This is a genomic window from Priestia megaterium (assembly GCF_009497655.1).
GTDB lineage: Bacteria > Bacillota > Bacilli > Bacillales > Bacillaceae_H > Priestia > Priestia zanthoxyli.
In genome coordinates this window covers 171,074-189,812 of record NZ_CP023317.1, presented here as the reverse complement: position 1 = coordinate 189,812, position 18,739 = coordinate 171,074, and the positions used below count along the sequence as shown (strand labels likewise).

General features: G+C 37.7%; 18 protein-coding genes. 4 read left to right on the top strand and 14 right to left on the bottom strand.

The window, feature by feature from the left end; genetic code table 11:
• Positions 1-125: 125 nt before the first annotated feature.
• The 3 genes from alr to acpS all read right to left on the bottom strand — a co-directional run bounded on the left by alr (position 126) and on the right by acpS (position 2,912).
• A complete protein-coding gene (gene alr, locus CEQ83_RS01035; protein WP_034327253.1) occupies positions 126-1,316 on the bottom strand; it encodes an alanine racemase in 1,191 nt (396 codons plus the stop codon).
• 113 nt (positions 1,317-1,429) lie between these two features.
• A complete protein-coding gene (locus tag CEQ83_RS01030) occupies positions 1,430-2,488 on the bottom strand; it encodes a LolA family protein (protein ID WP_033580802.1) in 1,059 nt (352 codons plus the stop codon).
• Positions 2,489-2,546: 58 nt separating this feature from the next.
• Positions 2,547-2,912 (bottom strand): holo-ACP synthase, encoded by a 366-nt coding sequence (gene acpS / locus CEQ83_RS01025; protein ID WP_028411881.1) that lies wholly within the window; start codon positions 2,910-2,912, stop codon positions 2,547-2,549.
• A 64-nt stretch (positions 2,913-2,976) separates the two neighbouring features.
• Between acpS and CEQ83_RS01020 the strand changes: the two genes are divergently transcribed.
• Entirely contained in the window at positions 2,977-3,579 is a 603-nt protein-coding gene (locus CEQ83_RS01020) for a rhomboid family intramembrane serine protease (RefSeq protein WP_028411882.1), read from the top strand.
• Between the two features lie 8 nt (positions 3,580-3,587).
• Here CEQ83_RS01020 and uvsE read toward each other — a convergent pair whose 3' ends face one another.
• From uvsE to CEQ83_RS01000, 4 genes are all read right to left on the bottom strand, one after another.
• Positions 3,588-4,559 carry a UV DNA damage repair endonuclease UvsE gene (gene uvsE, locus CEQ83_RS01015; RefSeq protein WP_033580801.1) on the bottom strand — a complete coding sequence of 324 codons (972 nt, stop codon included), beginning with the start codon at positions 4,557-4,559 and terminating at the stop codon, positions 3,588-3,590.
• 95 nt (positions 4,560-4,654) lie between these two features.
• Complete coding sequence (locus tag CEQ83_RS01010; protein WP_028411884.1) at positions 4,655-6,166, bottom strand: degradosome RNA helicase CshA; 1,512 nt, start codon at positions 6,164-6,166, stop codon at positions 4,655-4,657.
• A 196-nt stretch (positions 6,167-6,362) separates the two neighbouring features.
• Positions 6,363-7,745: a UDP-N-acetylmuramoyl-tripeptide--D-alanyl-D-alanine ligase gene (locus tag CEQ83_RS01005; RefSeq protein WP_099000535.1), complete on the bottom strand. Its 1,383-nt coding sequence runs from the start codon at positions 7,743-7,745 to the stop codon at positions 6,363-6,365.
• A gap of 97 nt (positions 7,746-7,842) precedes the next feature.
• Positions 7,843-8,925: a D-alanine--D-alanine ligase gene (locus CEQ83_RS01000; RefSeq protein ID WP_013054995.1), complete on the bottom strand. Its 1,083-nt coding sequence runs from the start codon at positions 8,923-8,925 to the stop codon at positions 7,843-7,845.
• A gap of 293 nt (positions 8,926-9,218) precedes the next feature.
• On the opposite strand from CEQ83_RS01000, the gene CEQ83_RS00995 reads away from it, so the two are divergent.
• Genes CEQ83_RS00995 through CEQ83_RS00985 form a run of 3 tightly spaced genes read left to right on the top strand, consistent with a single transcriptional unit; the run spans position 9,219 to position 11,546 of the window.
• Positions 9,219-9,731, top strand: a complete 513-nt coding sequence (locus CEQ83_RS00995; protein WP_033580799.1) for an FMN-binding protein — start codon at positions 9,219-9,221, stop codon at positions 9,729-9,731.
• A 14-nt stretch (positions 9,732-9,745) separates the two neighbouring features.
• Positions 9,746-10,675: an FAD:protein FMN transferase gene (locus tag CEQ83_RS00990; RefSeq protein ID WP_228123024.1), complete on the top strand. Its 930-nt coding sequence runs from the start codon at positions 9,746-9,748 to the stop codon at positions 10,673-10,675.
• Complete coding sequence (locus CEQ83_RS00985) at positions 10,656-11,546, top strand: RnfABCDGE type electron transport complex subunit D (protein WP_228123023.1); 891 nt, start codon at positions 10,656-10,658, stop codon at positions 11,544-11,546. Before CEQ83_RS00990 ends, CEQ83_RS00985 begins: the two co-directional genes overlap by 20 nt.
• A 16-nt stretch (positions 11,547-11,562) precedes the next feature.
• Here the strand turns inward: CEQ83_RS00985 and CEQ83_RS00980 are convergent, their stop codons facing one another.
• From CEQ83_RS00980 to CEQ83_RS00950, 7 genes are all read right to left on the bottom strand, one after another.
• Entirely contained in the window at positions 11,563-12,798 is a 1,236-nt protein-coding gene (locus tag CEQ83_RS00980; RefSeq protein WP_028411889.1) for a sensor histidine kinase, read from the bottom strand.
• Entirely contained in the window at positions 12,791-13,468 is a 678-nt protein-coding gene (locus CEQ83_RS00975; protein ID WP_028411890.1) for a response regulator transcription factor, read from the bottom strand. The genes CEQ83_RS00980 and CEQ83_RS00975 overlap by 8 nt, the downstream gene beginning before the upstream one ends.
• Before the next feature lie 145 nt (positions 13,469-13,613).
• Positions 13,614-14,726, bottom strand: a complete 1,113-nt coding sequence (locus tag CEQ83_RS00970; protein WP_028411891.1) for an acyltransferase — start codon at positions 14,724-14,726, stop codon at positions 13,614-13,616.
• 218 nt (positions 14,727-14,944) lie between these two features.
• Positions 14,945-16,018, bottom strand: coding sequence for an ABC transporter substrate-binding protein (locus CEQ83_RS00965; protein WP_028411892.1), 1,074 nt, complete (start codon positions 16,016-16,018; stop codon positions 14,945-14,947).
• A complete protein-coding gene (locus CEQ83_RS00960; RefSeq protein WP_028411893.1) occupies positions 16,015-16,821 on the bottom strand; it encodes an ABC transporter permease in 807 nt (268 codons plus the stop codon). Before CEQ83_RS00960 ends, CEQ83_RS00965 begins: the two co-directional genes overlap by 4 nt.
• A 1-nt stretch (position 16,822) precedes the next feature.
• Positions 16,823-17,623 (bottom strand): ABC transporter permease, encoded by an 801-nt coding sequence (locus tag CEQ83_RS00955; RefSeq protein WP_028411894.1) that lies wholly within the window; start codon positions 17,621-17,623, stop codon positions 16,823-16,825.
• The gene (locus CEQ83_RS00950) at positions 17,613-18,722 is read right to left on the bottom strand and encodes an ABC transporter ATP-binding protein (protein WP_098113859.1); all 1,110 of its coding nucleotides are present in this window, start codon (positions 18,720-18,722) and stop codon (positions 17,613-17,615) included. The genes CEQ83_RS00955 and CEQ83_RS00950 overlap by 11 nt, the downstream gene beginning before the upstream one ends.
• Positions 18,723-18,739 lie beyond the last annotated feature (17 nt).

Genomic DNA, 18,739 nt, shown 5'->3' with positions numbered 1-18,739 from the left:
GGAAAGTTAATTCTGTCAATTTCTACACTATTATCGTCAATTGATACCCTCTTTTATGCATGGAAGTTATTATTTTATTGTCTTTTGTTCGCAGGCTTTTTATGTTGACTCAGGAAGATGTATATTCAGCGCAAGATATAATTATTAACATGAATGTGCTGAGAATCTCTTGTATAAACCCTCGGAACCCTTGCTGCAATCATGCAAGGGATTTCATAATTAATTGTTTCAAGATGCTTTGCTACTTCATCAATTGTAATTTCAGCACCTTGTTGTTTTCCAATAAATGTTACTTTTGTACCCATTTTATACATTTTAGGCAATTTAATCATCAATTGATCCATGCATATCCTACCAACAATTGGCACTTTAACTCCATCTACTAACACTTCAAAATTACTTAATTTACGAATCCAGCCGTCTGCGTATCCTACTGGAATAGTAGCAATCCATTCATCTTCTTTAGCTTCATAAGTAGCTCCGTAACTGATATGACTCCCTTTTTTGACTTTTTTAACATGCACAATACGGCTGTGCAGCGAAAAAGCTTGTTTTAACGGAATTGGCAAGACTTCTTTTAATTCCTCTGAAGGACTCAAGCCATACATAGAGATACCTAAGCGTACGCCATTAAAGATATCGCTCGGACGACGAAGCAAAGCTGCGCTATTTGCACAGTGAATCATCGGAGGTGTAAAACTATGTTCTTTCACAATTCGAACCATTTCTTCAAAGAATGTGTATTGTTTTTCAAAATAAGACGAATTTAGCTCGTCTGCTGTTGCAAAGTGCGTAAACACTCCATCCAGCGCGAACCCTGAATGAGAAGTGATGATATTCATCGTTTCGTGTAATTCTTCTTTTGTTCTAATTCCTAAGCGACCCATGCCTGTATCTATTTTTAAATGCATATGCAACTGACTGTTTGCACCTAGAATGGACGCCGCTTCTTCAATCCAAGCTTTGCTATAAGCAGTGACCGTTACATCCCACTCCAATGCAGTTTGAATGTGTAAGGGAGGCACGGCTCCTAATACTAAAATGGATTCCTTTATTCCTTTTTTTCGAAGAGCAATAGCTTCATCCAAAAAAGCTACAGCTAGCATATCAGCGCCAGCTTGAAGCGCAATCTCTGCTACTTCTTTATCTCCATGCCCGTACGCATTCGCTTTTACTACGGCCATTAACGTTTTATGCCCCGGTATCAGTTCTCTTACATGATTCACATTTTGAAAAATGGCTTCTACATCAATTTCTGCCCATGTTTCTCTATAAAATGCATCCATTACTACGACACTTCCTTTTTTCAGAACCATTCTAAACGTACTTTCCTCTGTTAGTATAATACATCTATAGCCAAACTTCATCTCGATCTTTATTCAAATTAAGCAAGAACAAGCCTACATATATGCAGGCTTGTAAGCTTCTCTTATTTTCCCATCTGACTTTGCACAGATCTAGCAACTGTACTCAATTCATCTGGTGTCAGCTGATCAGAAGCCAGCATAAAGTCTACTCCATTATATGTCCAAGATAGACTTTTATCCGTTAAAGCTCCCACAGTAAAACCTAAATCAAATGGCTCTCCGGCAGTAACTGTAGATGTTGCTGTTTTAGCTACTTGCGCTTTTTCTTGTACAAGCGTAAACGGCTTTTCTCCTTTGTACATTAAAACGACTCTCTCACCATTTTCCGTCTCAATTTTCTTTTCCTTGGACAGCTTTGTACCTTTTGGAACGTCCTTAGGATAAAGAACGCTAAATGATTTGTGCTGAGCTAATGTCGGAATGTCAATCTTTGCACTTGTCATGTTTCTTTTTGTATCAAAAGCCCCTTTATCAAACTTAGAATCGAATTTCACCTTAGAGAAATCAACTTTTATTAACACTTTATTATCCGTATCCATAATTTTAACCGACACAGGCGCTAAGTCACTTTTGTTCAGCGTAATTTCTTGTTTAGGAAGCATTGTGCTATTTTGATAGTTCGTTTTTGTTTCAAAAATATAATGTTTATCCGTTGACTTAAAACTTGCCTTTTCATCCTTCACAATATCTTGGACAAGGGATTCATACAAATAAGCTTGACTGCTATTTTGCGGCCAGTCACTTTGAAAACGAAAGCTTTTATTTAAGGCAGGCGTTAAAACAAAAACCCCTTCATCATTACGCAAAATCATTTGGCTTTGATCTTTCTTTGTATTTTTCAAATTCACTCGATAGTACATAGGCTTACTATGCCAAATCTCTACATCGTATACTTGAGCATCTTTCCCTGTATTCAATGTCATCTTAGCATCTGATTTATACCCCGCCATTTCTTGTACCTTGGCATCCAATGCATCTGTTACATCCTGCTGACTTTTTTCACCGCATGCTGATAAGGCTAAGAGAAAAAAGGCGCAAACAAATAAGCCAATCCATTTTTTATGCATTTCCCCAACTCCTTTGTTTCTTATATTCACAGCTAAACGGAGAAGCAAGAACATATCTTGTCTCCCCTATCCACACTATGAATATATGAACAAGAAATAGTGAATATGCAGACTAGCTTGACAAGCGTTCAATAATTACTTGAGCAATCGCATAGTGCGCACTGTGGGAAATAGATACGTGTACAGATGCTTCCAGTGGTTGTTTTGTAACAATGTGGGGTTTCCCTCTTTCATCATTCACGATTTCGATATCTTGGAAGCTGAAATCTTTCCCTATTCCTGTTCCAAGAGCTTTCGAATATGCTTCCTTCACAGCAAATCTTCCTGCTAAAAATTCGACCTTACGTCGGCTTGATAGCTTTTCATAGCGTTCTCTTTCATTTTTTGTTAAAATCCGAGTAATAAAAGCGCTTTGACGCTGCACCATTTTTTCAATCCGCTCTAACTCTGTAATATCAATTCCAGTTCCTATAATCATTTTCATTTAATCCTCTCTTACAGAATAGTATATAAAAATGCCTTTATAAAAAGGAGTGACAAATATGTTCGTACGCACAGAAAATGCAGCTGAATTTAAACGTTTTTATCCTGTTACCTTCACACTTATCTGCATCCACATTGCGCTATGGTTACTTGCCGCTCTTCCCTCACACCTTGCAGAATCTTTTATACATCAGCTTATTGGTGTGAATAGTTTAATTTCCCAAGGAGACTACTGGCGGCTTTTCACACCTATCTTTTTACATCTAAGCTTTTCACATCTTCTTTTCAACTCATTTTCCTTGTTCTTGTTAGGACCAGGCGCTGAGCGTATTCTTTCTTCTTATAAGTTTCTTCTATTCTACCTTACGTGTGGATTGCTTGGAAATATCGTTACATTTCTAATCCAATCTTCTTTTTACAGCCATGTGGGTGCATCCGGTGCCATTTTCGGACTGCTGGGATTTTACCTCTATCTTGTCATAAAACAAAAGCATATGCTTTCTAAAAGCAACCAGCAAATCATTGTCGTCTTTTTAATTATTGGATTACTTTCAGGTCTGCTAACGCCAGGAACCAACAATACAGCTCATTTCGCTGGAGGTATTGCTGGATTTCTTCTCGCTTTTCTTACGTTCAAACAGAAAAACAAGCCACAGATATAAGGCCTGCTTTAGGATTTAATATAAAAAGTGGATGAGTTAATAAATTCCACATCTTCATAAGTCTTCAAATCTCTTACTAACTGAAAGAGCGCTTCATCTTTTTTCTTAGCTTCAATCATGCAATCAATTTGCGGTATCGTTCCATTTACTTCTTTTAAAAAGCTGTAAAACCCATTAACATCGATATAATCTGCATGGGCTCTAAATTCTTTATCACTTTTAGGACTAGATATATGCATTTTTAGAGGGAGTGTTTCATGTTCCCATGTTCTAATGATACGGTCCCAATGCTCTTGCCATGAAGTTTCATCGTTGTTCGCCTGATGATGATGAAGATCAAAAATGATTGGGACATTTAGTTTTTCACATAAATACAAGACGTCTTTTATATGAAAGGTTGTATCGTCGTTTTCCAACATAATCATTTGCTGAAGGGATTGAGGTACAAGCCCCCAATTATGAATAAACTGCTCCAGTGCTTTTTCTTTATCATTATAAGCTCCTCCAACATGTAGAACACAGCGATTTTGAAGCGGAATATCCATTCCTTTCAGCAACTTTTGATGCATGCGAAGAGTTTGGATAGAATGCTTAAAAACCTCTTTATCCGTTGAGTTTAAAACAACAAAATGATCCGGGTGAAAATCTACTCGCATTGGATGTTCCTTCAAAAATACAGAAATACGCTGAAGAGCATCTTTTAAAGGAGCTATGTAGTTCCACTCTTTTAGTGCCTCATGGTTAGCTAATGGAATTAACTTAGAACTGAATCGAAAAAACTCAATTTCACTCCAAGCATTATGTTTTAATAACCGTAAGCAGTTTTCTAAGTTGGATATTGCAATACGTTCGAGCTTGCGAATGGCCGCTTCATGGTCTTTCACACGCTGAAATTGTGCAAAAGTCATTGTTTGAGAAGGAGAACTATTTTCCAAATGAACGCTCATCGCCACATAACCTAACCGAACAATGGTCGACATTAGTGAACACCCCATTTTATTTTACTCATAGTGTGCACCAATAAAATAGCAATTAACACATAAAAAAAACGAGCCTGTTAAGGCTCGTTTTTATTTTACGCTTTGCTGCGAGAATCTTTACGATTACTGCTGCTATTGCGATTTCTATTATCACTGCCGTTGCTTCCACCGCGACGCTTGTCACCAAAACGCTTTGAGTTTCCACGACGATTTTGCTGTGAGTAGTTTTTAGAGTTAGAACGTGAACGACCTCCGCCATTTCCACGTTTGTTTTTATCACCTTTTGCAATTACCGGTGGTTCAGCAGTTAATTGAATTGGTGATTCATTTGGTTCTTTTGTAAATAATTTGATTGCCGCTGCCACTAATGAAACTGAATCGTGCTCTTCAAGTAACTCTTCTGCCAACTGTTTGTAGTAAGATAAGTTGCCTTGTGTCACAGATTCCGTTAATTTGTCAGCTGCAATACGCTGTTGACCTTCCATTGCTTCATCAAGCGTTGGAGCAGTCATACGCTCCATTTTACGTTTTGTTGTACGCTCAATATTGTGTAACTGTCCAGTTTCTCTTGGCGTTACAAATGTCATAGCAGCACCCATTTTACCAGCACGTCCTGTACGTCCGATACGGTGTACATAGCTCTCCGGATCTTGAGGGATATCAAAGTTGTATACATGAGTAACACCAGAAATATCAAGTCCGCGTGCAGCTACGTCTGTCGCAACTAATACATCAATAGAACCTTCTTTAAATTGACGTAGTACAGATAGACGTTTCGATTGTGTCAAGTCACCATGGATACCTTGTGCAGAATAACCACGCATATTTAATGCTTCTGATAACTCATCAACACGGCGCTTTGTACGACCAAAGATGATAGCTAATTCAGGTGATTGCATATCTAAAAGACGAGTAAGGATATCAAATTTACGCTTTTCTTGTACTTCTAAATAATACTGCGTAATGTTTGGCATCGTTACTTCTTTTGCTTTTACTTTTACCACTTTTGGTTCGTTCATGAATTTTTCAGCAATGCGACGGATTGGAGTAGGCATTGTTGCTGAGAATAAAAGTGTTTGGTGGTTCTCAGGTACGTTTGATAAGATTTTTTCAATGTCTTCGATGAATCCCATGTTTAACATTTCATCTGCTTCATCTAAAATAACTGTATGAACGTCTTGTAGACGAAGTGTACGACGATTAATATGATCTAGCATACGTCCTGGTGTCCCTACGATGATATGAGGGTGCTTTTTCAATGCACGAATTTGACGACTGATATCTTGACCACCATAAATTGATAGCACGCGTACGCGCTTTGTTTGACCAATTTTGTAAAGTTCTTCAGATACCTGTACAGCAAGTTCACGAGTAGGAGCAATAATTAACCCTTGAATTGCATCTACGTTTACATCAACTTTTTCAATAAGAGGAATACCAAATGCCGCTGTTTTCCCTGTTCCTGTTTGTGCTTGTCCGATCAAATCGTGACCTTCTAGTGCTAATGGGATAGTTTCTGATTGAATTGGTGTTGCTTCTTCAAAACCCATTTTACTCACAGCTTTGTTAAGCTGTTGACTTAATCCTAAATCTTGAAATAATGCCAAGTTTTTCAAACTCCTTTTATATTTAGACTATCTATATTTTACAAAAAAAAGCATTCTCCGAGGAAACGGAAAATGCTCTAAACGACTACTTCAATAAATTCAACGTTTAGAGTATAAGCGCCTCAAGACACTCAGACTACATCATAACACTATGGCTTTCCGTTTGCAATAGAGCTTACTTATACTCTTTTTAATATCACGGTAATTTATGCATCATTTTTGAGATAACTTCCTCAAGCTTCATCCCTCGAGATGCTTTCACTAAAACCACATCTTCTCTTGTTGTAATCGCTGTTAATTTTTCAACAAGCTCATCTTTCTCCTCAAAGTGTATTACCTTATCTTCTGCAAAATTATTTTTTGCTCCTTGCTCAATTTCAACAGATAAAGGACCGTATGTTAGAACATAATCAATTTTTTCTGCTTGAATAAACTCTCCCACTTCTTTGTGGAACTCTTTTTCCTGATCGCCTAATTCAAGCATATCCCCGAGAACAAGAATTTTTTGCTTATAGCCTTCTAAATCATGCATCAACGTGATAGCAGCTTTAACGGACGTTGGACTTGCGTTATATGCGTCGTTAATGAAGGTCAGGCCATCTGTTCGTTTTACAAGCTCCATACGCATATTTGTTAGCTTTAATTCTTTTAATCCCTTAGCGATTGTTTCGTTGTCTAGTCCAAAATAATGGCCTACCGCAATAGCAGAAAGCGCATTGTGAACATTATGTTTACCTAATACCGGGATAAAGAATGAATATGTTGTTTCACGTGAAACAGTGAATGTTGTTCCTAACTCTTCGGCTGAAATAGCACTTGGATACAAATCGTTTTGTTCTGAGCTGCCAAATGTCACCGTTTCAAATGCTGGATTAACTACGCGCGACGTTAAAAGTGGCTCATCACCATTATAGACAAGCTGACCTGTTGGTGCTAAGCCGCTTGTAATTTCTAATTTTGCCTCCGCAATTCCATCACGACTTCCTAAGTCTTGAAGGTGCGATTCTCCGATATTTGTAATAATGGCCACATCAGGCTCCGCTAAATTAGAAAGAAACTCAATCTCTCCTCGGCTGCTCATGCCCATTTCTAAAACGGCAATATCATGAGTTTCATCTAAACGCAAAATAGTAAGCGGCATGCCAATATGATTATTAAAGTTTCCATCTGTTTTCAGAACACGGTAAGTTGTATCAAGCACAGCTTTCACCATGTCTTTTGCCGTTGTTTTTCCGTTACTTCCTGTAATGCCCACTACTTTAATATCTAACTCGTGACGATAGGATTTCGCTAATTGCTGAAGAGCTTCTAGCGTATCATCGACTAAAATAACGCTAATGTCTGTCGGTGGGTTTTCTTCATCTTTGTTCCACAGAGTAGCGACCGCTCCGTTTTCAATTGCTTTATCGACAAATACATGCCCGTTAAAACGTTCCCCTTTAATTGGGATATATAAATTGCCTCGCTGAATAGTTCTCGTATCAATTGAGACTCCCTCAATTACAGTTGCTTCGTTCCCGCTATGAAATACACTTCCTGGAATCATTGCAGCTAGCTGTTTAAGCGTACGTTTAATCATTGTTGGTTTGCTCCTCTCGATATAAAGTAAACTATGGATACTATTTAATTGAAACTAAACACAGAAACACTATTCATGATGAATAGTGTTGTGTGAGTTACATTGTGTGTTTAATTTGCTGCTTTTCGGTATGACGTTCAATTGCTAGTGATACAAGTTTTTCAATTAAATCTGGATATTCAACACCTGCGTGTTTCCACAATAACGGGAACATACTGAAAGGTGTAAAACCAGGCATCGTATTCACTTCATTAATAATGAATTTACCTTCTGATGTTAAGAAGAAATCTGCACGTACAAGACCAGATCCATCAATTGCTTTAAATGCTTTGATTGCTAGTGCTGACATTTCTTGATGCTGTTCTTCTGTAATTTCAGCTGGAATAATAAGACCTGTATCGCCGTCTTCATATTTTGCTTTGTAATCGTAAAACGCTTTTTTAGGTAAGATTTCTCCAACTACTGAACAAGCTGCTTCATCATTCCCTAACACACCAATTTCAACTTCACGACCAACTGCTGCTGCTTCTACAATGATTTTTCGATCGAATAAGAAGGCTTCAACAAATGCCGCTTCTAACTCTTCGCGGTTATCACATTTGCTAATCCCAACACTTGAACCTAAGTTTGCTGGTTTAACAAAGCAAGGGTATCCAAGTGTTTCTACTTTTTCATAAGCAGCCGTTCGATCTGCTTCCCACTCGCGGCGGATAAATGATACGTACTCCACTTGAGGCAGACCTGCCTGTGCAAACAGCTGCTTCATTACAACTTTATCCATACCAGCTGCTGAAGCTAATACACCGTTTCCAACATAAGGAATATTCAATAATTCTAATAATCCTTGTACCGTACCATCTTCTCCATTTGGACCATGAAGAAGTGGGAAAATAACATCTAGTTGATCATCTGTTTTTGAATCTGTTAATGCAAACATTTCTGTATTCAATGAAACTGGTGAAATAGCTGTTCCGTTATCTTGAATTTCTAATTGAGCAACTGTTTCAAGCGGACCAGTCAGCTGTGTGCCGCGAATCCATTTTCCTGTTTCCGTAATGTAAATTGGATGCACTTCATATTTATCGTGATTAATTGCTTTTGAAACTGCTAGAGCTGTTTGTAAAGATACTTTATGTTCAGCGGATTTTCCTCCGTATAAAAGGCCAAGCTTAATTTTCACTGATGTTCCTCCTAACACATATTCATCTTTTCTATTTTATCATGCACGTTTAGATAGTAAACAGAAATATTAACTATTATTACGTATGTCAAAATAGCTAGGCTTGTGAAAGAAATTCCAGCTTCTCCTTTCATTATTTAAAATGACCTTTTCACTTGAATCATTTATTTTCGAAAAAACTTTTTTGATTTTAAATCTTTTTTAAAAGTTTATTTATAAAGTTTATTTATGCTAAAGATCACCATCAATAATCGAAACTATAGTTCTGGTATAAATCGGGAGGTTCAACAAATATGAGCAAAATGGGAAAAACGATGATTGCTGCATGCAGCGTAGCCATTGGAAGTATTTATGCAACGGGTTATATAAACACTCTATCTGACGCGCAAGCTGTTCAAGTCACACCGGCTCATCATCAGAAAAAAACGAGAGATCAGACAGACAATCAAACAATTGTTAATGATAACTGGGGAGAAGATATCGCTTCTTCTAATAAGCACCCTTCATCAGCGAGTACCGAAAGTTCTGCTCCTAAAACAAAATACAAAGATGGAACGTATTCTGGTCAAGGAAGCAACCGTATCGGAACTGTTTACGTATCTGTGACCATTAAAAACGACCGAATTGATACAGTTGAAATTACAGAAGCGGATACTCACTATTCTGAGAGTTACATTGAGGATCTTCCGTCTCAAGTCGTACAAAGACAAAGCTCAGATGTCGACGTCGTGAGCGGAGCAACGCTTAGCACAGAAGATTTTCAAAATGCCGTGGATGACGCCCTTCAGCAAGCAATGAATGCATAAAGGAGAAACGAATGATGTCCATAAAAACGTATAGCCGCTCTGTCTTATGTATGGGAACAACCGTGTCCATTCAAGTAATTGCTCCCCAATCGGAGGAAGCAAATGTCCTTCACCATATCTCAAAGGCATTTACTATTTTTAAGACCGTCGAAACGACATGCAGTCGATTTGATGCCAAAAGCGAAGTTATGAAGCTAATTAGACATATCAAAGAACCTGTTGCTGTTAGCCCCCTATTATTTGAAGCCCTTCATTTCGCTATCTTAGTAGCAGATGAAACGCATGGAATCTTTGACCCAACGGTAGGAAAACAATTAGAAAAACGTGGTTTTAACGAACATTATTTAGATGGAAAGCTCGTACAAGTGAACGAAGCAGTCGATTCTGGAAGTTATAAAGACATCGTATTGAATACACATAAAAAAACGGTTCTCTTACAAAAACCGATGATTATAGATCTTGGAGCGGTCGCCAAAGGATTAGCTATTGATTTGGCTGCCCACTCCCTTCCTTATCAGCATTTTATGATTAATGCCGGAGGAGACATCCTAGTTAAAGGACTCAATCAACACGGAGATTTGTGGAAAGTCGGGATTCAGCACCCTCAGATTCAAACGCAGTCATTACTGACCTTGCGTGTAACAGATACGGCTGTCTGCACATCAGGAAATTATGCTAGAAAAAATAAGACGCAACCATTCATGCATCATTTGGTTAATCCCTTATCTCCATCTACTAGAAGCAGTCTAATGAGTTGTACAGCTATTGCTCCTTCTGCCATGCTGGCCGATGCATTATCTACATCAGCTTTTATTTTAGGAGCGGAAAAAGGAGTAAATTTATTGAATGATGCCGACGTACGCGGCGTACTCTTCGATTCTAGTTTCACTCCTTTTTTCACATCAGATATGGAGGAATTAATGAATGATGACCACACGTTCTGAACGAAGAAGCGGTGTTAAATATATTAGTACACCCAAAGGTTATATTATTGTAGATGAAAACAAACCAAAAGAAATAAGTCGGTGGGGGCAGCTAGTTAAAACACCTAAAAGATACGTGATGGCTATGCTGCTGCTTTTAACCTTATTAGGTGAATTCAACTCTTCTGCCTTTCAAGGATTAGGACACCTACTACTCGCCGTATGCTCGGCGGCCGCCTTAGATTTAGGATTTTCTTTTGCTTATAAAAAGAAAATTCAGCTTCCTGACGGCGGAATTATTACTGGATTAATTATTGCCTTAGTGCTCAGCACCTCTACACCTGCTTGGGTCACATTTTGCACTGTAGCTGTTGCTATTTTATCGAAGCACTTAGTAAAAGTAAAAAAGAAGCCTATTTTTAACCCTGCTGCTTTTGGTCTTCTCTTTTCACTTATTGTCTTTTCAAGCGGCCAAAGCTGGTGGGGAAGCTTATCTTTACTACCCGTCTGGCTCATTGTATTCGTGTTTGTGACAGGGTACCTTGTGACGAGCAAAGTAAATAAATTCCCTCAAGTATTTGCGTTTTTAGGCGTGTATTTTGCTATTTTTACGATTATGTCATTAATAGGAGTAGGTGATGTAGCGGATGCTTTACGAGCTCCTTTTGTTAATTCCGCTTTATTTTTAGCCTTCTTTATGGTGACGGATCCGCCAACTTCTCCTGCGAAGTATAAAGACCAAATAAAATTTGGGATGCTTGCAGGGGCGATTAGCGCCGTAGATTACTTAGTTTTTGGCGGCCTTGCCTATTTATTAATCGGCCTGTTACTTGCTAATGCATGGAAAGCATGGAAGACTGCAAACAAAAAAGTGACAAAAAAAGCTGCCTAATGACAGGCAGCTTTTTTCATAGCGGAATTTTCACATAAAATTCCGTACCCACGTTTTTTTGACTAAAAACCTTAATTTCTCCGTCATGAGCTTGTACAATCCATTTGGCAATCGCGAGCCCTAAACCTGATCCTCCTTCGGCACGCGCCCGACTCTTATCACTTCGATAAAAGCGATCAAACACATACGGAAGATCTTTCGCTTCAATTCCAATGCCTGTGTCTTTGACAATTAGCATCATAGAGTGATGATGTTTCTTTAGACTAATATGAATGCTTTCTCCAGGTGGGGTGTACTTAAAAGCGTTGTCTAATAAAATCATACATAGCTGATGAAGTCGTTCTTGATCTCCTCCGCACATTAACGATTCAATTTCCCTTGTGAAATGCAGCTCCTTTAGTTCAAATATAGGCTCAAACTGATTAGCTACTTTATCAACTAGCTCACCCATATTAAAGACCGTTTTGTTTAGCAGCTGTGCACTTGAATCAGATCTAGCGAGTGTTAGTAAGTTGCCCACCAGCTTCGTCATCCGCTTTACTTCGTTTAAGCTTTGATAAATGTTTTCGCTTTCTTGCTCAATCGTATGATTTGGTCGTCTAAACAATAGCTCGAGATGCGTTTGCATCACGGAAAGAGGCGTCCTTAACTCATGGGAAGCATCTGCAATAAATTCGACTTGTTTGTTCCAAGATTTTTGGATAGGTACAAGCGCTCGATTGGCTAAAAACAAGCCAGCTACAAGCGAAAGAAGCAGTCCAATAAAAGCTGAAATGACAAGAAGAAAAGCAAGGTGCTCTAAGGTTTGAGTTTCTGGATCTACGTTTAAGACAAGTTGAATTGTTGAAACGTCTTGATCTTTTATATATCCTTCATTTTTCACATTCATCACTCGATAAGCATGACCGTTTACCTCTTGCGACGTTTGGATTTTTCCTTCTGAGAGCGCAGGCTTAAAGTCGTCAATATCGTTTGTATATAACCCTTTTTTAGGTGTAATTTTGATTAATTTTTTATCACTGCTCCAAAGTAAAAACGCAACGCGACGTTCTGTTTCTCTCTCATTGTTTTCCTGAATTTCATGTAAATTTCTTTTTTTAACCTGCTCGCTCATCTCACTTAGCCGATTGTCCGGGTTTAAAAAAATAAGATGCTGCATGTAAAAATATAAAACCACACTAAAAATGCTCAAGATAACCATCAGCACCATTGTGTTAAATAACACAAGCCTGATTCTCGTCTTTTTAAACATGCTCTTCCCCTTTTAACATAAAGCCTACGCCTCTGACTGTACGTACATAATTGTCACAATTAAAAGGCTGAAGCTTCTTTCTTAAATGGTGAACATAAACATCAACTACGCCCACTCCTACATCGGATGTAAAACCCCATACCCGATTAAAAATTTGATCTCGAATAAGGATTTGTTCTTTATTTCGAATAAAATATTCCAAAAGCTGAAATTCTTTAATCGTTAACGTGAGGACACTTCCATTAATCACTACTTCATGATTGGCTTCTCGTATAGAAATGGGACCATATGAAATCATACCTTCTTCTGCCTGCAAGTCCCTAAGCATTACCCTTAACCTCGCAAAAAGTTCAGCCATGGCAAAAGGCTTAACCAAATAATCATCGGCTCCATAGTCGAGTCCTTTCACTCGATCTTCTACACTATCTTTTGCAGTAAGAAAAATAACTTTGGTCAACACCTTTTGTTTTCTTAGTTTTTTTAGTATGTCAAGCCCTGTCATACCCGGCAGCATAATATCTAAAATTAAGGCATCATAAATATTCTGCTCTGCTAAAAACAAACCTTCATCTCCATCAGACGCACAATCAACTTCATATCCTTCTTCTTTTAAGCCTTCTACGATACCGTGTAATAATGAAGCATCATCTTCTACTACAAGTACACGCATATCAAATTCCCCCTTTTGTGATTACCTAAATAATCATTATCTTAGCATGTCACTTTTAAAAATATTTTAAAACTAGCGCGTTATCATCTCTTATACTTTATAAAAAAAGTTATGCCTGCAAGCAGGCATAACTTTTAACTAAACGCTATTTATGATCAGGACGTCGGTAAATGAACACCGCTTCTTTTGGCAGTTTACCAAACAAAAAGCTAGCAAACGGTAAAAGACGATGACATCCCCAAATAATGAGGTAACAGCCCGCTAATGTCAAAATATAACGTGCCAAGATTTCCACGTGAAACATATAGTTTCCTTGTATTGGTACTGCTTTTGCCACAAAGTTTAAAACCATTGGATGAATCAAGTAAAATCCAAACGAGTACATGGCAATATTTTTAACGACCGTCACGGACTTCACAGAAAGCTTTTCAGCTAATATCTCTGCAATTCGGAAGAAGAAATAACTTCCCACGACCAAATAAAGCGTATTAACAGCCTCATACGTAAAGCCTGAAATGTGAATTGTCTTCATTGTGTATAAGTGATAATTTAACAGTGAAATAGCTATTCCCGATCCGAGCGTCACCAGAAATAATACAATATTTGAACGACTGTACTTTTTATCCACTTGCTCGCGATAATAAATACCAATCCAACCGCCGAGTAAAAACGTAGCCATCGTATTTAAAAATAAATTAAATGAAGTGATATGATACGTATTGTTAAGCATTAAATAACCAAGCTGAATGATAATACCAAACAGCCACATGTATTTTTTAAAAATGGTTACTTTTTGTGCTAGCCATACAAAAACCGGCAGCACGAGATACACTTGTACAATTAAAAAGATAAAATGAAGCTGATAGTAGGACTCTCCGCGTAAAATACGTTTCACAATATCAGCTGCATTTAATTCTGTTGCTCCCACATAGTACGAATAAAATTCATAAATAAGTGCCCAAATAACATAGGGAACTAAAATATATGTCACTCTTCGAGCATAATACGTTTTCCATAAAGTCTTTGTTAACGGCTTGTTAATGTAACTATAAAAGAAAACTAAACCTGTGATCACAATAAAGATTCCTGCTTCAATTCGAACAATTCGGTTAAGGAAATGATATTTCTGATAAGCTTCACTTGCAAATGGCAGTACCGTTGCATACGCTGCTGTTACATGTACGAGCACAACCATCATCATAGCGAATAATCGTAAAAAATAAATGGATTGAATATGCTGCTTTTGTTTTTGCTTCACTTTTTCTCTCCTATATAATGTGAAATATACATTCTAGATGAATAATAGAACATTCAATTTTTTCTTATCTTTCCCGTTTTACAAATAAAAAAGCTAATAACATAAAATAAATGTTATTAGCTTTACTCGTTTGTATTTTATCTTTCCTCTTGCTATCACGCAACTGAATTTACAAAAACAATAAAGAACTTGAGTATAAAGGCCTAACTAAGTACCTTTTATTTACGGTGCATTTTGAATTCTAAAAATAATTCATTGTAATAAGCAAGCATTCGTTTGCCTAAGTTATTATATACTTCAAGCTTATTGGTTAGTTCTTCATCCGGATAAAACCGTTCATCTTTCGCTACTTCTTTCGGCAAATAATCTAACGCTTTTTTATTAGGCGTAGAATACCCTACATATTCTGCATTTTGAGCAGCGTGTTTAGGATCTAGCATAAAATTCATGAATTTATGTGCACCTTCTACGTTTTTAGCCGTTTTTGGAATAACCATGTTATCGAACCATAAATTCGAACCTTCTTCTGGAACAACGTAATTCAGCTTATCGTTTTCACTCATAATTTCAGAAGCATCACCTGACCAAACAACGCCAACTGCCGCTTCTTCATTTGCTAGGAGCATCTTAATCTCGTCTCCTACAATGGCTTTTACGTTTGGTGTTAATGTATCAAGCTTTCTTTTTGCTTCTTGAAGATGAGCTTTATTCGTATCATTTAATGAATAATTTAAGCTATTTAGCCCCATTCCCATCACTTCTCTAGCGCCATCTGCAAGTAAAATTTGATTTTTTAGCTTAGGATCCCATAAATCATTCCAACTCTTTATCTTCTTACCATGAATCATATCAGAGTTATAAACAATACCCACAGTTCCCCAAAAATAAGGAATAGAGTACTTATTGCCAGGATCAAAAGATAGGTCTAAAAAACGCGGATTAATGTATTTTAAATTAGGCAGCTTCGAATGATCAATTGGCAATAGTAAATTTTCTTCACGCATCTTGCTAATCGCGTATTCAGAAGGAACAGCAATATCAAATGTCGTACCGCCTTGTTCAATTTTTGTCATCATTGCTTCATTCGAATCAAAGGTCTGATAAATGACTTTAATTCCGGTTTCTTTTTCAAACTGATTCACTAAATCAGGATCAATATAATCTCCCCAATTATAGACGGTCAGCGTGTCTCCTCCAGAGTATCCTTCGGCATTGTTCAAATGATGAACCACATACATAAGAACGAAAGAAAGGATGACGATGAAGATAAACGGCTTTGCTAATTGCTTCATTTTCCAGTCGCCACCCCTTTCGCTTTATTGCTATATCGCTGACTGATAAAGTAATAACCAATTACAATCAGCACGGTAAACATGAAAATAAGAGTAGAAAGAGCATTGATTTTCAGCGAGACCCCTCTTCTTGCTAACGAGTAAATTTCTACTGAAAGCGTGGAAAAACCATTCCCGGTCACAAAGAACGTAACCGCAAAGTCATCCAAAGAGTAAGTTAAAGCCATAAAAAAGCCTGCAAAGATACCCGGACGAATAAATGGCAATACCACTTTCGAAAGTACTTCAAAGCGACTTGCTCCCAAATCACGGGCTGCATCGAGCAGTGTCGGACTCATTTCCTGCAGCTTAGGCAGAACCATGATGACCACAATCGGTACACTGAATGCAATATGCGCTAATAATACCGATATAAACCCAAGCTTTACACCGATAATGGTAAATAGAATTAAAAAAGATGCGCCAATAATAACATCTGGACTCACAATTAACACATTATTAAATGTTAACAGTGTATTTTGAACACGTCTACGCTTCACGTATACGATAGCAAGTGCTCCGATCACACCAATAATCGTTGAAATAACCGAAGACAATAGAGCAATAATTAAGGTATTCAAGACAATAATGAGCAAACGTGTGTCTTGAAACACTTCTTTGTACCAATCTAACGTAAATCCTTCAAACTCTCGCATGTTTCCTCCGCTGTTAAAAGAGTAATACATTAAATAAAAAATGGGCGCGTATAAAATGAAAAAGACAAAAAATAAATAAAGGTGGCTGAACTTCCACTTTCTCTTCATTTTACACACCTCTCTTTCCAGTGCCTGTTATGAGCATCATAACGGCCATCGCAATAATTAAAAAGACAGCAATTGTGGCTCCCATGCCCCAATCCTGCGTCACTAAAAAATGTTGTTCAATCGCCGTTCCCAGTGTAATGACGCGGTTTCCAGCAATTAAACGCGTAATCATAAAGAGTGACAGTGCTGGAATAAAAACAGCCTGACAACCTGATTTAACCCCTTCTAGCGTTAGCGGAAATACCACGCGCTTAAATGTCACCCATGAAGATGCCCCCAAGTCTCGCGAAGCGTAGATAAGCGAGGGATTAAGTTCTTCTAAAGAGTTAAAGATCGGCAAAATCATAAAGGGGATAAAAATATACACTGATACAAATACAAAACTAAAGTCAGTAAATAAAATTTGATGAGTACCAAATCCCAGAAATTCAGTAAATTTATTAACCGTACCGTACGTGCCGAATATGCCTAAAAAAGCATAAGCTTTTAATAATAGGTTAATCCACGTCGGTAAAATAATCAGTAGAAGCCAAAGCTGCTTATGCTTAAGCTTCGTTAGTAAATAAGCTGTTGGATAAGAAAAAACCAAGGAAAATAACGTAATTAAAAAGGCATACCAAAATGAGCTCAGCGTCATCTGTAAATAAACAGGGGTAAAAAATTTCTTATAGTTTTCAAGCGTCAGCTCATTATCAATGCTGAAAAAAGAATAATAGACAACTAATACAATGGGAGCAACTACAAAAAGCAAAATCCATAACACATACGGGACTAAATAAATATTTCTTGATTTAGTTTGCATGGTAATCCTCTTCATAACCTTCGAGTCGCTTATCGAATTCTTCTTCCGTTTCATTAAATCGCATAACGTGAATAGCTTCAGGTTCAAAATATAAACCAATTTCTTCGCCAACCGTTGCCTTTTTTGTAGAGTGGACGAGCCACTCATTCCCTGCATGGTCATAGCCTAAAATTTCATAATGGACTCCTCTAAACAGCTGTGAATCTACACGAACCTGCAGCTTTCCTTGATCGGAGCTTGTAATGGCTAAATCTTCAGGGCGAATCACAATTTCAACCTGCTCATTTCGGTTTAACCCTTGATCGACACATTCAAATTGCTGGCCGCCAAACTCCACTAAAAAGTCAGCAATCATTTTACCTGGTACAATATTTGATTCACCAATAAAATCGGCAACAAAACGATTAATTGGCTCATCATAAATATCTGTAGGTTCCCCGCTCTGCTGAATTCTTCCTTTATTCAAAACAAAGATTTCATCGGACATCGCAAGCGCTTCTTCTTGATCGTGCGTAACAAAAATGAACGTAATACCTAGACGGCGCTGTAATTCTCTTAACTCGTATTGCATTTCCGTACGCAATTTTAGATCAAGAGCTGAAAGCGGCTCGTCCAGCAGAATGACTTCGGGCTGATTTACAATTGCTCGTGCAATGGCTACGCGCTGTCTTTGACCGCCCGACATTTCCTTTATTTCTCTCTTTTCATATCCTTCTAGGTTAACAAAGCGAAGGGCTTCTTTAACTTTTATCCCAATATCAGCATTTTTCATCTTCTTGATTCGAAGACCAAATGCTACATTTTCAAATACATTCAAATGCGGGAAAAGCGCGTAGTCTTGAAAAACCGTATTAACCTGACGTTTGTTAGCCGGGACATCATTAATTCTTTTTCCATTAAAATAAATCGTTCCGCTCGAGGCCTCCGTAAAGCCTGCAATTAATCGTAAAATCGTTGTCTTTCCACATCCCGATGGACCTAAAAGGGTATAAAACTTCCCTTTTTCAATTTCAAAGCTTACATGATCCAATACAACTGAATCATTATCATATTGCTTGGTCACATTTTCAAATTGAATAATTGTATTCGTAGATTTCATTTCACTTCACCTCTTTT

What these genes read in the sequence shown, in the direction of transcription:
- alr (WP_034327253.1), bottom strand. Translation starts at nt 1,316, where the DNA reads ATGGTTCTGAAAAAAGGAAGTGTCGTAGTAATGGATGCATTTTATAGA.
- CEQ83_RS01030 (WP_033580802.1), bottom strand. Translation starts at nt 2,488, where the DNA reads ATGTTCTTGCTTCTCCGTTTAGCTGTGAATATAAGAAACAAAGGAGTT.
- acpS (WP_028411881.1), bottom strand. Translation starts at nt 2,912, where the DNA reads ATGATTATAGGAACTGGAATTGATATTACAGAGTTAGAGCGGATTGAA.
- CEQ83_RS01020 (WP_028411882.1), top strand. Translation starts at nt 2,977, where the DNA reads ATGTTCGTACGCACAGAAAATGCAGCTGAATTTAAACGTTTTTATCCT.
- uvsE (WP_033580801.1), bottom strand. Translation starts at nt 4,559, where the DNA reads ATGTCGACCATTGTTCGGTTAGGTTATGTGGCGATGAGCGTTCATTTG.
- CEQ83_RS01005 (WP_099000535.1), bottom strand. Translation starts at nt 7,745, where the DNA reads ATGATTAAACGTACGCTTAAACAGCTAGCTGCAATGATTCCAGGAAGT.
- CEQ83_RS00995 (WP_033580799.1), top strand. Translation starts at nt 9,219, where the DNA reads ATGAGCAAAATGGGAAAAACGATGATTGCTGCATGCAGCGTAGCCATT.
- CEQ83_RS00990 (WP_228123024.1), top strand. Translation starts at nt 9,746, where the DNA reads ATGTCCATAAAAACGTATAGCCGCTCTGTCTTATGTATGGGAACAACC.
- CEQ83_RS00985 (WP_228123023.1), top strand. Translation starts at nt 10,656, where the DNA reads ATGATGACCACACGTTCTGAACGAAGAAGCGGTGTTAAATATATTAGT.
- CEQ83_RS00980 (WP_028411889.1), bottom strand. Translation starts at nt 12,798, where the DNA reads ATGTTTAAAAAGACGAGAATCAGGCTTGTGTTATTTAACACAATGGTG.
- CEQ83_RS00975 (WP_028411890.1), bottom strand. Translation starts at nt 13,468, where the DNA reads ATGCGTGTACTTGTAGTAGAAGATGATGCTTCATTATTACACGGTATC.
- CEQ83_RS00965 (WP_028411892.1), bottom strand. Translation starts at nt 16,018, where the DNA reads ATGAAGCAATTAGCAAAGCCGTTTATCTTCATCGTCATCCTTTCTTTC.
- CEQ83_RS00960 (WP_028411893.1), bottom strand. Translation starts at nt 16,821, where the DNA reads ATGAAGAGAAAGTGGAAGTTCAGCCACCTTTATTTATTTTTTGTCTTT.
- CEQ83_RS00955 (WP_028411894.1), bottom strand. Translation starts at nt 17,623, where the DNA reads ATGCAAACTAAATCAAGAAATATTTATTTAGTCCCGTATGTGTTATGG.
- CEQ83_RS00950 (WP_098113859.1), bottom strand. Translation starts at nt 18,722, where the DNA reads ATGAAATCTACGAATACAATTATTCAATTTGAAAATGTGACCAAGCAA.